This window comes from Streptomyces sp. NBC_01410, assembly GCF_045040195.1.
Lineage (GTDB): Bacteria > Actinomycetota > Actinomycetes > Streptomycetales > Streptomycetaceae > Streptomyces.
In genome coordinates this window covers 6,800,683-6,813,475 of the sequence record NZ_CP109530.1, presented here as the reverse complement: position 1 = coordinate 6,813,475, position 12,793 = coordinate 6,800,683, and the positions used below count along the sequence as shown (strand labels likewise).

The 12,793-nt window shown below is 69.1% G+C and carries 10 protein-coding genes and 4 pseudogenes; 12 read left to right on the top strand and 2 right to left on the bottom strand.

All coding sequences use genetic code 11. From position 1 onward, the window contains the following. Positions 1-16: 16 nt before the first annotated feature. Positions 17-1,138: a winged helix DNA-binding domain-containing protein gene (locus tag OG741_RS31200; RefSeq protein ID WP_405603335.1), complete on the bottom strand. Its 1,122-nt coding sequence runs from the start codon at positions 1,136-1,138 to the stop codon at positions 17-19. Positions 1,139-1,319: 181 nt separating this feature from the next. Here OG741_RS31200 and OG741_RS31195 point away from each other — a divergent pair, with 181 nt between their 5' ends. Next, positions 1,320-2,459 carry a magnesium and cobalt transport protein CorA gene (locus tag OG741_RS31195; protein ID WP_405603333.1) on the top strand — a complete coding sequence of 380 codons (1,140 nt, stop codon included), beginning with the start codon at positions 1,320-1,322 and terminating at the stop codon, positions 2,457-2,459. A gap of 58 nt (positions 2,460-2,517) precedes the next feature. Here the strand turns inward: OG741_RS31195 and OG741_RS31190 are convergent. Continuing rightward, positions 2,518-3,029, bottom strand: a pseudogene (locus OG741_RS31190) (IS5 family transposase); the annotation flags it as partial. 462 nt (positions 3,030-3,491) lie between these two features. Between OG741_RS31190 and OG741_RS31185 the strand changes: the two are divergent. The 11 genes and pseudogenes from OG741_RS31185 to OG741_RS31135 form a co-directional block, all read left to right on the top strand. Next, positions 3,492-4,463 carry a helix-turn-helix domain-containing protein gene (locus tag OG741_RS31185; RefSeq protein ID WP_405603331.1) on the top strand — a complete coding sequence of 324 codons (972 nt, stop codon included), beginning with the start codon at positions 3,492-3,494 and terminating at the stop codon, positions 4,461-4,463. A 643-nt stretch (positions 4,464-5,106) separates the two neighbouring features. Next, the gene (locus OG741_RS31180; protein WP_405603329.1) at positions 5,107-6,111 is read left to right on the top strand and encodes a GNAT family N-acetyltransferase; all 1,005 of its coding nucleotides are present in this window, start codon (positions 5,107-5,109) and stop codon (positions 6,109-6,111) included. Positions 6,112-6,149: 38 nt separating this feature from the next. Continuing rightward, a complete protein-coding gene (locus OG741_RS31175; RefSeq protein ID WP_405603327.1) occupies positions 6,150-6,740 on the top strand; it encodes a dihydrofolate reductase family protein in 591 nt (196 codons plus the stop codon). Between the two features lie 61 nt (positions 6,741-6,801). After that, positions 6,802-7,596: a VOC family protein gene (locus OG741_RS31170; RefSeq protein WP_405603325.1), complete on the top strand. Its 795-nt coding sequence runs from the start codon at positions 6,802-6,804 to the stop codon at positions 7,594-7,596. 149 nt (positions 7,597-7,745) lie between these two features. After that, entirely contained in the window at positions 7,746-9,182 is a 1,437-nt protein-coding gene (gene rox / locus OG741_RS31165) for a rifampin monooxygenase (protein WP_405603323.1), read from the top strand. 125 nt (positions 9,183-9,307) lie between these two features. After that, positions 9,308-9,799 (top strand): hypothetical protein, encoded by a 492-nt coding sequence (locus OG741_RS31160; RefSeq protein WP_351133585.1) that lies wholly within the window; start codon positions 9,308-9,310, stop codon positions 9,797-9,799. Positions 9,800-9,914: 115 nt separating this feature from the next. Further along, positions 9,915-10,094 carry a hypothetical protein gene (locus OG741_RS31155; protein ID WP_405603321.1) on the top strand — a complete coding sequence of 60 codons (180 nt, stop codon included), beginning with the start codon at positions 9,915-9,917 and terminating at the stop codon, positions 10,092-10,094. 109 nt (positions 10,095-10,203) lie between these two features. Further along, positions 10,204-11,412, top strand: a pseudogene (locus OG741_RS31150) (glycosyltransferase); the annotation flags it as partial. Positions 11,413-11,427: 15 nt separating this feature from the next. Continuing rightward, positions 11,428-12,177: an SAM-dependent methyltransferase gene (locus OG741_RS31145; RefSeq protein WP_405605854.1), complete on the top strand. Its 750-nt coding sequence runs from the start codon at positions 11,428-11,430 to the stop codon at positions 12,175-12,177. 8 nt (positions 12,178-12,185) lie between these two features. Then, positions 12,186-12,455 (top strand): annotated as a pseudogene (locus tag OG741_RS31140) (alpha/beta fold hydrolase); the annotation flags it as partial. Between the two features lie 233 nt (positions 12,456-12,688). Further along, positions 12,689-12,793, top strand: a pseudogene (locus tag OG741_RS31135) (Loki-CTERM sorting domain-containing protein); the annotation flags it as partial.

Sequence of the window (12,793 nt, the reverse complement as noted above, 5' to 3'; positions counted from 1 at the left end):
CATGGCCGCTACTCGCTCACTCGCTGAAGACCCCGAACTCGATGTCGGGCGCGGTGGCCGGTGACAGGGTCGTGAGCATCCGCGCCGCCTCCTCGGCCACCGCCTCGCGCTGTGCGCGGGTCAGCTTGCCGAAGGCCTGCACGATCACATGCGCGCTGTCCTTGGTCTCGGTCAGCCGCCAGATCCCGGCGAGGTAGCCGTCGACGAGGAAGGTGCAGTGGGCCTGGTTGCCCTTCCAGGTCCGCTGCCGGTACTCCTCGGGCACGACGCGGGTGCGGTCGGCGTGCGAGAGCAGCAGATTGTCGAACTCCGGCAGCAGCCGGGGCGGCGCGGGGGTGCCGGCGTCCGGCCGGGGTGCGTCCGGGAGGTCGAAGAGTTCGACGCCGTTCTCGTCCTGGAAGAGGGCCAGCTGTGGCCGCAGCCGCTCGAAGGCCTCCCGGAGCCGGGTCAGTCCGGACCAGGTCTGCATGTCCCTGACCGATGCGGGCCCGAAGGCCGCCAGATAGCGCAGGACGGTAGCGTCGGGCGCGGGCGCGGGCTCCGACGTCCGCCCGAACCAGTGCTCGGCGGTGGTGAGCGCGACCTGGCCGCTCCTGCCCCACAGGCCGCGCGGGGTGACCTGCACCAGCGGCAGCACACAGCGCGCGGCGACGGAGAGGGCGAACGGATCGGCGTCCGGCCACTGGATCAGCAACGCCTCACGCAGCTCCTTCATGGTCCGGGGCTGCTCCTCGACCAGCTCCCGGCTGATGGCTCCGAGCCGGACCAGATCGACCCCGGCCAGGCCCGTACGGAACTGCTTGAGCTCCCGGTCACGGGCCGCCTGGACCAGCGGCCGCAGGGTGAGGCAGTCCTCTGCGGTGTGCGTATGAATGGTGGAACGCATCGTCACCAGGCGCGCGACCTCGCGGGAGGCCATCAGCCCGGAGAGTTCCTCGGGGTCGAACTCCTCCAGGCGTGCGGCGAGCGCGTAGTACGGAGGCTTCACGTTCTGCGCCTGGAGGCCGACGAGATGCCCGACGGCGCCCTTGACGGACATCGCGGACCGGGGAGCACGTCGCAGCAGGAGCTGGCGCTCCAGTGTGGCGCGGTTGAGGGCGCGGTTGCCGAGCACGGGGTAGGTCGTCTTCGAGGCCATGCGCCCCACGCTACTCAGGCTTGCGGACACCTTCTGTCCTCAAGGAATCCCGAGGGGGCCGAGGGAATCCCGCTGGTCGCCCCCGTCATGCCGGGGCAATTCGACCCGGATATCCTGCTCCGTGGCCGTACGGGCGCGGACGACACCCGCGCAGTTTCCGAGGTGGGAGGTGAGAGACACGATGCCGCTGTCCCCGAAGAGGCACCAATGGCGCCGCCGGTCGCTCCTCCCCGCGAGCCCGCCGCCCGCCAATCCCCTGCCCGCGGAGCCGGTCGCTCCCGCCCCCGTCCAGAAGGATCAGGGCAGCGTCGTCCAGGCCGCGCTCTACCGCGACGGCCGCCGCGTCGCGACGCCCGACTCCCTCGCCCAGACCTTCCGCCAGCTGCGCGAGTACCCCGACGGCATGGCGTGGATCGGGCTGCACCGCCCCACCGAGGCCGAAGTCCTCTCGCTCGCCGAGGAGTTCGACCTTCATGAACTGGCCGTGGAGGACGCGCTGGAGGCCCACCAGCGCCCCAAGCTCGAACGGTATGGCGAGACCCTCTTCGTGGTGCTGCGCGCTGCCCGCTATCTCGACGCCCAGGAAGAGGTCGAGTTCGGCGAGCTGCATGTCTTCGTCGGCAGGGACTTCCTGATCACGGTCCGCCACGGCGCGGCCCCCGACCTGTCCGCGGTCCGCCACCGCATGGAGAAGACCCCGGAACTACTGGCGCTGGGCCCGGAGGCGGTGCTGTACGCGATCCTGGACGCGGTGGTCGACGGCTACGCGCCGGTCGTGGCGGGTGTGCAGAACGACATCGACGAGATCGAGACCGAGGTCTTCGGCGGCGACCCGGCGGTGTCGCGCCGCATCTACGAACTCTCCCGCGAAATGGTCGAGTTCCAGCGCGCCACCCGCCCCCTCGTCGGCATGCTGCACGCCCTGATGGCGGGCTTCGCGAAATACGGCACGGACGAGGAGCTCCAGCGCTATCTCCGCGACGTCGCCGACCACGTGACCCACACGAGCGAGCGCGTGGACGGCTTCCGCCAGGCGCTGGCGGACATCCTCACCGTGAACGCGACGCTGGTGACGCAGCAGCAGAACGAGGAGATGCGGGCGATGGCGGAGGCGGGCATCGAGCAGAACGAAGAGATCAAGCGCATCTCGTCCTGGGCGGCGATCCTCTTCGCCCCGACGCTCGTCGGCACCATCTACGGCATGAACTTCGACCACATGCCGGAGTTGCACTGGGTATTCGGATACCCGTTCGCGATTGGCCTCATGGTCATCGTATGTACTAGTTTGTACGTCATTTTCAAGCGGCGAGACTGGCTCTGAGTAGTCGGCCGCACGAGCACATACCGAACAGGCTCGGGGCAGCAGTCAAAGACTCCAGCGGGGCGTCGCCCCACCGGCCCGGAGTGATCAGCAGGGACAGCGGGCGACGGCCGCCTTCACCAGCGAGATGGATCTTGCAGGTCAGTCCGCCACGGGAGCGTCCCAGTCCCTCGTCGGGGCGGTGCTGCCGGGGCGCGCGTCTTTTCCCCCCGGCACCCGCGGAGGTCTTCTTCGCGCTCCGGCAGCGTGCTGGTGGGCCCGGCAAGTAGTGGAGTCCACGCTCACCAGGGACCAGTCGATACGACCTTCCGCGTCGGCGTCGGCCAGGACGGACGCGAAGAGCTTGTCCCATGTACCGTCCGCCGACCAGCGTCTGTGCCGTTCGTACACGGTCTTCCACTTCCCGAAGCGCACAGGCAGATCCCGCCACGGCACCCCGGTCCGATTCCGGTACAGGATCCCGTTGATGACCGTACGGCGGCCAGCCCAACGGCCGCCGCGCTGCACGGACTTCGGCAGATGCGGCTTCAGTCGGGCCCACTCCTCGTTCGTGAGAACTCCCCGTAGCATGGACACGCCAACGAACGGATCTCCAGGAAGTCACATGATCCGCCGGACCGGCCCTAGGGGGGACTTAGACCGCCTCACCACATAGGACACGGTCTTAGCCGTCGAGGCTGCCAGCCACCGTTGTAGTGCCGCCGCAGGCACCCCTGACCGGCCGGCACCGCCTGCACACTCCACGAGCGGGCAGCCCCGGCCAGCAACGTGCGTGGTGCTCGTTGAAGCTCCCTGCTCCGTTGAACGCCGGACCGAGTGGGGCGACGAGTAGCCCTGGCCGGATTCAGGGCTGTGACAGTACGTGGAACGAGGCGCGCCTGGCGTTGTTCACGCCTCCAAACTGTCATGCAACGGTCGCCCGACCCGGCCAGTCGGTCCGGTGCCGGGTGCCCGAGTCCTTCCCGCGCGCCCTGCCAGTCATGGCTGATAATCGATGCGTCGCAGAAGGTGTGCAGGGTCTGGGGGACTGAGTTGGGATCGTTGGATGTTTCGGATGCGGCCGTGTCCTGTGAAGACACGTTCGACTGGTTCTGTGAGACGGTGTCCAGTGACGTGATGCCTGTCAGCCTCAGCACCCGGCACACAGCCGACTTCCGTGCCGACATCACGGACCTGGACCTCGGCGCCGCGCGATTGTCGACATTCGCCTGCTCGCCGGTGCTGGCGCGCCGCACCCCCGCTCACGTCCGCACAGGCGATTCCGAGCAGTACCAGATCGCGCTGGTCACACGAGGGGCCTTCAGGGTCTCTCAGCGAGGCCACCGTTCCGTGATCGCCGGGGATCTGGTGTTGACCAACACGTCACATCCGGTGGAGACCCAAACGGTCGGCGACGCCGACGGGCAGGTTGAAATGGTCATGCTCCAGATACCCCGGGCCGTCCTGCCGCTACGGTCGGACAGAGTGGACCGCCTTCTCGGGCAGCGCATCCCCGCGAGCGAGGGAACTGCGGCGATCCTCGCCGGCTTTCTCGGCACGCTGCTCAGCCACGGCCCGCAATGCGGCGGTGAGGAGATCAACCGCCTGGGATCCATGACGCTCGACCTGGCCACCGCCTGCCTGGCCCAGCAATTGGGAGCGCTGGACGAGGCGCCGGCCGAGGCCCGCGCACAAGTGATGCGGCAGCGCATCAACGCATTCATCGAGCACAACCTCGGAGACCCTGAACTGACGCCTCAGGCGATCGCGGACCGGCACAACATCTCCCTGCGCACTCTCTACAACCTGTTCCGCGAGCAGCCCATCAGCGTCGCGGCAACCATCCGCAGTGAGCGGATCGAACGCTGCCGGCTCGACCTGGCGAGCCGAGACCTGAGTAGCCAGCCTGTCCAGGCAATTGCGGCACGGTGGGGGTTTTCCAGCGCCACTGCCTTCTCTCGCGCCTTCCGCGAGGTGCACGGCGTCACCCCCACCGAGTACCGCGCGAATGCCCTGCTCACGTAGGTGCACGAAGTGTCGAAGGTGCGTGCACGTCCTGCACACTGCCGTGCTTCGCGTGGCCATAGATTGAAGATCGCTGGAGGCAACCTCTTTCGGAGTGAGTGGTGCGGCTGCTCCAGCGATCTCGGCCTGGGGGCGGTTCAGCGCAAGCCAGGGCGGGTTGTTCGAGCTGGATCAGCCTTGGGGGAACAGTCATGCAGCATGCGCGTGGGTTTTTAGGACCGCGGCACCGCGCAGCCTCGCGTCGCAGAGGGCGTCTCACGCTGCTGGTTGCTTGTTTCGGCGATCCTGGGGCGTCCCGATCCCATTGATGTGCGGACTCCTCGGGCAGCGGTGTCCCTGCAGAGTCGCACGTTGCAGCGGCGCGGCGCTCCAGAGCCGGAGCTTCTGCGGTAGGGCAGGCCGGCTCTTCTCAGGAACCGATCCGCCCTGGCCGCGAGGCCGCCTCGGCCGCGACGAAGCTGCCACTTTCGCTGAGAAGACGCCGGAAGCCGACGCCGACCCTCGACGCACTCGCGGACGCGGGCGACGCAGTCGCTGACGCGGGGCACCACCTCACTTGCCCGGGTTGCCGGCCGATGTGCCGGCCATCAGCCCCCCATAGCTTCACAGCAGTTCGACCACATCGACTTCGGGAGTCACCGCCTTGTCCGAGCACGTCCACCTCACACCGCTCCGCGGCAGCATCTCAGTCACCGACGCCGCCGCCTGGCATCAGGTCGTCGCCGCCTCGATGGCCCACGACCTGCCCGGCGTACCGCCTCCCAGCCCCGGTCAGATTCACGCCCAGCTCACCAAGCCCACCCTCGACAGCCACCGGCTGACCTGGCTGGCCGCCGGGGCGGACGGCGTCCCCGTCGGAGTCGCGGGCCTGCGGCTGTTCACCTCCCGGGGCAGGGATCACCTCGCCGAACTGGAGCTCCACGTCGACCCCTCCCACCGGCGCAACGGAAGCGGGTCGCAGCTGCTTTCCGCGGTCGTGGAGGCCTGTCGCACAGAGGACCGGCGCAGCCTGATCGTCGAGGCGGCGGCCGACAGCCCGGGCGAAGCCTTCTGCGAGCGGTGGAGCTTCCGCCGGGCCCTGTCCCTGGACCATCTGATCCTGCACCTCGACAAGCTGGACGAGGCCGAGATCCTCCGCGTCGCCGGCGCCGTGCACCCCGGCTACCGGCTGACCAGCTGGACCGGCACGGTGCCCGACGACCTCTCCAAGGCCTTCGCCGCCGCCAAGAACGCGATGAACGACATGCCCGTCGGAGACCTCGACTACGGCACCGTGGACTGGGACGCCGAGCGCGTACGGGCCATGGCCCAGGTGATCGCCGACCGCGGGGACACCCTGCTGACCATCGCCGCCGTCCACGACGACGGCACCATGGCCGGCTACACCGAGATCCTGCTCCCCCAGGGCGCGCCGTCACGGGCCCAGCAGTACGACACCGCGGTCGTGCCCGCGCACCGCGGCCATGGTCTGGGGCTGTGGATCAAGGCTGCGATGGTGCGCCGACTGCCCGCCGAGTACCCCGGTGTCACCGAGATCGAGACCGACAACGCCGAGGACAACGTCCACATGCTGGCGGTCAACCGGGAGTTGGGGTTCCGCTCCTACCGGCGCACGCGCGAGTTCCAGCTCGACATCCCCAGGGCCTGATCCCGTACCTGGTTCCGCACCGAAGAGATGAGCACCCTTTGCGCAAGCTGACCTACTACGTCGCCGCCACTGTCGACGGCTACATCGCCGGCCCCGACGGCCAGTTCGACTTCTTCCCGTTCGGCGGTGAGGATCTGGCCGCGCTCGTCGCCGACTTCCCCGAGACCATGCCCACACCCGCACGCGGGCCGCTGGGGATCGCGGACCGCGCCGCCGAGCGGTTCGACACCGTCGTCATGGGCCGCGCGACCTACGAGGTGGGCCTGAAGGACGGACTCACCAGCCCGTACGACCACCTGAAGCAGTACGTCATCTCCTCCACGCTGACCAGCCCCGATCCGGCGGTGAACGTCGTCGACGACCCTGGCGCGCTGGTCCGCGAGCTCAAGAAGCAGGACGGCATGGGGATCTGGCTGTGCGGAGGCGGCAAGCTGGCGGGCGCGCTCCGCGACGAGATCGACGAACTGATCATCAAGCGCAACCCCATCGTCATCGGATCCGGCATCCCCCTGTTCGACGGCCCCTTCACCCCGACGAACTTCACCCCGGTCACCGCGCGATCCTTCGACTCCGGCCTCACCATCACCACCTTCTCGAAGGTGTCGCCGACGGCGGATGCGCGGGACTGAAGGACCTGCTGACACCACCGACCCACCGACCAGCCCACCCCATACCTCCCGAGGAGCCGCCATGAACGTCTCTGCCTCCACCCTCTCCCTCACCGTCGCCGACGTGGACGCATCCCGCGAGTTCCTCGGTACCCACCTCGGCTTTCAGGTGGCCATGGCCGACGACGGCTTCGCCTCCCTGACCCGCGAGGACGCTGCCGTCGACATCGTCCTGCTCCGCAGGGGCACCGAAGTCCTCCCCGCCGAGCAGCGCGACCGGGAGGCGACCGGCCTGATCCTCGCCCTCACGGTCACCGACCTGGACGCCGAGGAGGCTCGGCTGCGCGCGGCGGGCGCCCCCATCACCATGCCGCTGCGCGAAGAGCCCTGGGGCGAGCGCCTGTTCCAGATGACCGACCCCAACGGGGTCGTCATCCAGCTCGTCGAATGGACCAGCCCCGACCAGGCCGGGGGCCAGACCGCGGACCTGAGCGAGGACACCGCCATGCGCGTGATCACCCCCGCGACCGAGAGCGTCACCGTCTCCCCGAACGCCACGATGGCCGGCCTGGCGGCGCCCAGCCGCGGCAGCGCCGAACTCAGCACGTGGACGGTCGCGATGGAGGCCGGGGCGACGGGTCCCGAGCACTCCATCAGCCGTGAGCAGGTCTGGACGGTCACCGCTGGAGCCCTGGAGGTGACGTGCGACGACCGTACCGAGAAGGTCTCGGCCGGCCAGACCCTGGTCCTGCCCCCTGACCTGGTCCGTCGGATTCACGCACCGGAGCCGGCCGAGGCCCACGTCGCGATGCGCGCCGACGGAGTCGCCTCCGTTCCCGGCACCGAGGGCACCCGTGAACTGCCCTGGGCCCAGTAGTTCAAGACGGGGGGGAAGAGCCGTTGCCTACCTCTGGAATCGGTGCCGCTTCGCGCAGGAGGCTGCCCGTCGCCAGGGACGAAGACGAAAGAGGCACCAGTCGAAGCCAGGACCTGCGCGAGTACACGGGGGTTGTGATGGTTGACGTGATGACTGACGTGATTGTTGCCGGTGGTGGACCTACCGGTTTGATGCTGGCCGGCGAGCTGCGGCTGGCCGGGGTACGAACGGTCGTGCTGGAGAAGCTGGCCGAGCCGACCCGGCAGAGCCGCGGACAGGGCCTGCACGCGCGCAGCGTCGAGATGATGGACCAGCGCGGCTTGTTGGGCCGGTTCCTCGCGGTCAGTGAGAAGTTCCAGGTCGGCGGTCTCTTCGGCGGCATTGCCAAGCCGTGGCCGGAGCGGTTGGACACGGCTCACCCGTACGGTGTCGCCACTCCGCAGCCGGTCACCGAGCGGCTGCTCAACGAGCGCGCGCTGGAACTCGGTACGGAGATCCGGCGCGGTTGCGAAGTGGTCGGGCTGAGCCAGGACGAGGACGGGGTGACCGTCGAGCTGGCGGACGGGACCCACCTGCGCTCGCGTTACCTCGTCGGCTGCGACGGCGGCCGCAGTACGGTGCGCAAGCTGCTCGGCGTGGAGTTCCCCGGCGAGCCCGCCACGGTGGAGACGCTCCTTGGCGACATGGAGGTGACCGAGGATCCGGCGACGATCGCCGCCGTCGTCGAGGAGGTCCGCAAGACTCAACTGCGGTTCGGCGTCTCCCCTGCCGGGGACGGGAACGAGGGTGTGTTCCGCGTCGTGGTGCCTGCCGACGGGGTGTCCGAGGACCGTGCGACCGCGCCGACCCTCGACGAGTTCAAGCAGCAACTGCGGGTGTTCGCGGGCACCGACTTCGGCGTGCACTCGCCGCGTTGGCTGTCCCGGTTCGGCGATGCCACCCGGCAGGCCGAGCGCTATCGGGTCGGCCGGGTGCTGCTGGCCGGCGACGCGGCGCACATCCACCCGCCGACCGGCGGGCAGGGGCTCAACCTCGGTGTGCAGGACGCGTTCAACCTCGGCTGGAAGCTGGCCGCCGCGGTCGACGGCCGGGCACCGGAGGGTCTCCTCGACACCTACCACGCCGAACGGCACCCGGTGGGCGCCCGCGTGCTGGAGAACACCCGCGCGCAGATCACGCTGCTTGGAACCGATCCGGGTCCGACCGCGCTGCGGGAGCTGTTCTCGAAGCTGATGGACTTCGAGGAGGTGAACCGGTACGTGACCGGGATGATCACCGCCGTCGGGGTCCGCTACGACTTCGGCGAGGGCCACGAACTGCTCGGCCGGCGGATGCGGGACCTGGAGCTGAAGCGGGGTCGCCTCTACGAGTTGATGCACGGCGGCCGCGGGCTGCTGCTCGACCAGACCGGTCGGCTCTCCGTGGAGGGCTGGGCGGACCGGGTCGACCATGTCGTCGACGTCAGCGAGGAACTGGACGTGCCCGCGGTGCTGCTACGGCCGGACGGCCACGTGGCGTGGGTCGGCGAAGACCAGCAGGACCTTCTCGGCCACCTGCCCCAGTGGTTCGGCACCGCCACCGGCTGAGCGCGCCGTCAGGGCCGGCAGGGAGTGGCTTGCCGTTCCCAGTCGGGGAGCCCCGGCCCTCAGCCTGTTGATCAACGTGATGTGCGTTTCGGAATATTGTCGTGACTGATTGTGAAGAGGTTGCTGTGCGACGATCGATGCGTTTGTTCCTGGCGTTTTGTTCTGTTCTCGGTCTCGTCGTGGTGACTGGTGGTGTGGCTCAGGCGGCCGAGCCCGGTGAGAAGGTTTGCTACCGAGCTCACATCGCCAACGTCGGGTGGACACAGGGTTGGAAGTGCGACGGAGAGCAGGCCGGGCTCACTGGCGTGAGCGCGCCGATCGAGGCCCTCGAGATCCAGGTTTGGGGCCTGGGCAGCTTCTGCGCGAAGGCCCATTTGCGGAACACGGGTGACGAGTTCGATGAGTGCGTGGGCAGCGGTCAGGTGATCCGGGTCGGCGACGAGGGCAAGTCGATCCGCATCGAGCAGGTGTCGGTGCGTCCCGACCACCCGGGTCTGCATGGGCGCGCTCACGTGCAGAACAAGGGCTGGCTGGACCCGGACGCCGGATATGAAATCCTCCTCGGCACAAAGAGCGAGGCTCTGAACCTGGAGGCCGTTGAGATGTGGATTGTGTAGTCCTCTGTTGAGCTCCCTTCAGGCCCCTACTCCCCTATCAATTCGTGGAGCAGGGGCCTGAACGGTTCAAGGCCCGGGACCGTAGGTCTGGACGGTCACCGCGGGCGCCCTGGAGGTGACCTGCGACGGCCGCACCAAGAAGGTCTCGGCCAGCCACGCCCTGATCCTGCCGCCGGCCCTCGTCCGCCGGATCCATGCCCCGGAACGGGCCGAGGCCCACGTCTCGATGCGCTCCGACGGAGTCGCCTCCGTTCCCGGCACCGAGGGCACCCGCGAACTGCCCTGGGCACGGTAGCCGCGGCTGCCGCGCGCACGAGCTTGTCCTCAGGGGTTTCCGGCAACGCCCGGACCCTCCCGCACCATCGCCGGTCGAGGCCGGAATCCACAGAAACGAGAATGACTGAATGCGTGTGCTGATCATGGCTTATGGGTCACGCGGCGACATCATGCCGCTGGCCGCACTCGCGGCACAGCTGCGGAAACTCGGCGCGGAAGTACGGGTATGCGCGCCTCCGGACGAGGAGTTCGCGCAGATGCTGGCCGCCGTCGGCGTGGAGCACGTGCCGTTCGGCCGACCGGTGCGACCGCTGGTGACCGGGACGCCGCCGTCACCCGGTTTCGCGACCGAGTTCGCGGCCGAGCTGGTTGCAGAGCACTTCGACACGGTCGCCGCGGCCGCCGAGGGATGCGACGTGCTGGTGGCGACCGGCCTGATGCCGGCCGGCGCGCGGTCGGTGGCCGAGAAGCTGGGCATCCGCTACGTGTACGCCTGCTTCCACCCGTTCGAGATGCCGTCGACGCACTACCCGCCGTCGTCGCGGCCGGGCCCGCCGATTTCGACCGACGCGATCGACATGACCGACAACCGGGCCCTGTGGGACCTGGACGTCCAGAAGGTGAACGCGCTGTACCTCGCGCCGCTCAACGCCCACCGTGCAGAGATCGGGCTGCCGCCGGTGGAGAGCGTCCGCGACCATGTCTTCGGCGACCGGCCGTGGCTGGCGGCGGACCCGGTCCTGGGGCCGTGGAAGGAGCTGACGGACCTCGAACTCGTGCAGACCGGCGCGTGGATCCTGCCCGACGAACGCCCGCTGCCGACCGACCTGGAGGAGTTCCTGGGCGCCGGCACCCCGCCGGTGTACGTGGGCTTCGGCAGCATGCCGATGCGGGCCGCGACAGACGTTGCCCGGGTGACCGTCGAGGCGGTCCGCGCGCAGGGCCGCCGCGTGCTCGTCTCGCGAGGCTGGGCAGAACTGGGCCTGGTCGACGACGCGGACGACTGCTTCGCCGTCGGTGATGTCAACCACCAGTACCTGTTCCGCCGGGTCGCGGCCGTCGTGCACCACGGTGGCGCGGGCACCACGACCACCGCCGCCCGAGCCGGTGCACCCCAGGTGGTGGTGCCCCAGTTCGTGGACCAGCCGCACTGGGCCGCCCGGGTGGCCGACCTGGGCATCGGCGCGGCCCACGACGGCCCGGCCCCGACCCTCGAGTCCCTGTCAGCCGCGCTCAGGGCGGCACTGACCCCCGAGACGGAAGCACGGGCGAAGGCCGTCGCCGGCACGATCCGCGCTGACGGGACGGCGGTGGCCGCGAAGCTGCTCCTCGACACGGGCCACGGCGCGCCGATGAGCCGCGAACAGATCTCCATGATCGCCCATGCCGACCACCCGATAAAGTCTCCGCTCGACGACGACTCGGTCAGCCGCCTGCTCGAACGCGGCCTCCCGCGAGGCGACGAGCGAGTGCTCGACCTCGGATGCGGCACAGCGGAATGGCTTCTGCGCGCCCTGACAACGCGCCCGCACCTGCACGCCGAGGGCGTCGACATCTCCGAAGTCGCCCTGACGCAGGCCCGCCAGGCAGCGAGCAACCTCGGAGTCGACGAGCGCCTGGTCCTCCACCACCAGGAGGCTGCGGACTTCGTCTCTGCACAGCCGTTCGACCTGGTGATCAGCGTCGGCGCCACTCATGCCTTCGGCGGTCTTCTCCCCACCCTCGCGGCGGCCCGCAAGCACCTGGCCCCCGGCGGCCGCGTTCTGATCGGTGAGTCGTTCTGGGACCGCGTCCCTTCACCGGCGGCCGTCGAGATGTTCGGCGACCTTGCCGACCTGGCGACCACGGTGGACCGCGTCGTCGCCGACGGATGGACCCCTGTCCACGGCCATGTCAGCACCCGCGGTGAGCTGGACGCCTACGAGTGGGCCTGCTGGGGCTCGCTGGCCTCATGGGCTCTGGACAACCCCGCCGATCCGGTCGGCGCACAGGCGCTGAACACCGCCACCGCTCAGCGTTCGCAGTGGCTGCACGGGTACCGGGACAGCTTCGGCTTCCTCTGCATGGTCCTACGTCAGACCCCCGTGACTACCGAAAAGTGAGTACATAGATGCAACCGACGTTCGTACTGGTCCACGGAGCCTTCGCGAACTCCTTCTCCTTCGCGCCTCGCCAGGCGGAACTCGGCCTCCTCGGCCACCGTTCGGTCGCCGTCGACCTGCCCGGCCACGGGTTCCAGGCGACCTTCACCCGCGCCTACCAGGTGCCTCAGGACCTCGAGGAGCTCGCCACCGCGCCCGGCTCGATCAAGGGCGTCACGATCGCCGACATCGTCGCGCACCTGATCGGGATCCTCGAAGGGGCCAAGCGGAACGGTCCGTGCCGCCGCTTGTGGCTTCCACTGATTGGCCGCCCGACGTCCCACGACGACTCGGCTGCCAATTAGGAATTGCGAATGATCGCTCCGTAGGGAATCGACAGCGCTTTGAAAGCCACACCCGACGCCCCTGGGTGGGCCAACCATACGAAGGGCTCGCCCCGTCCCGCAGACAACGTAGGGAACTCTGAGCGCCGCAGCATGTGTGCCGGTCACAGGCCCACATGCCCAGCGGGATGCCGGAGCTGAAGTGGGCTGCCGGATACCCCTTCGCGATCCTGCTCATGGCGGTGGTGTGCGTGAGCCTGTACTTCATCTTCAAACGGCGGGACTGGCTGTAG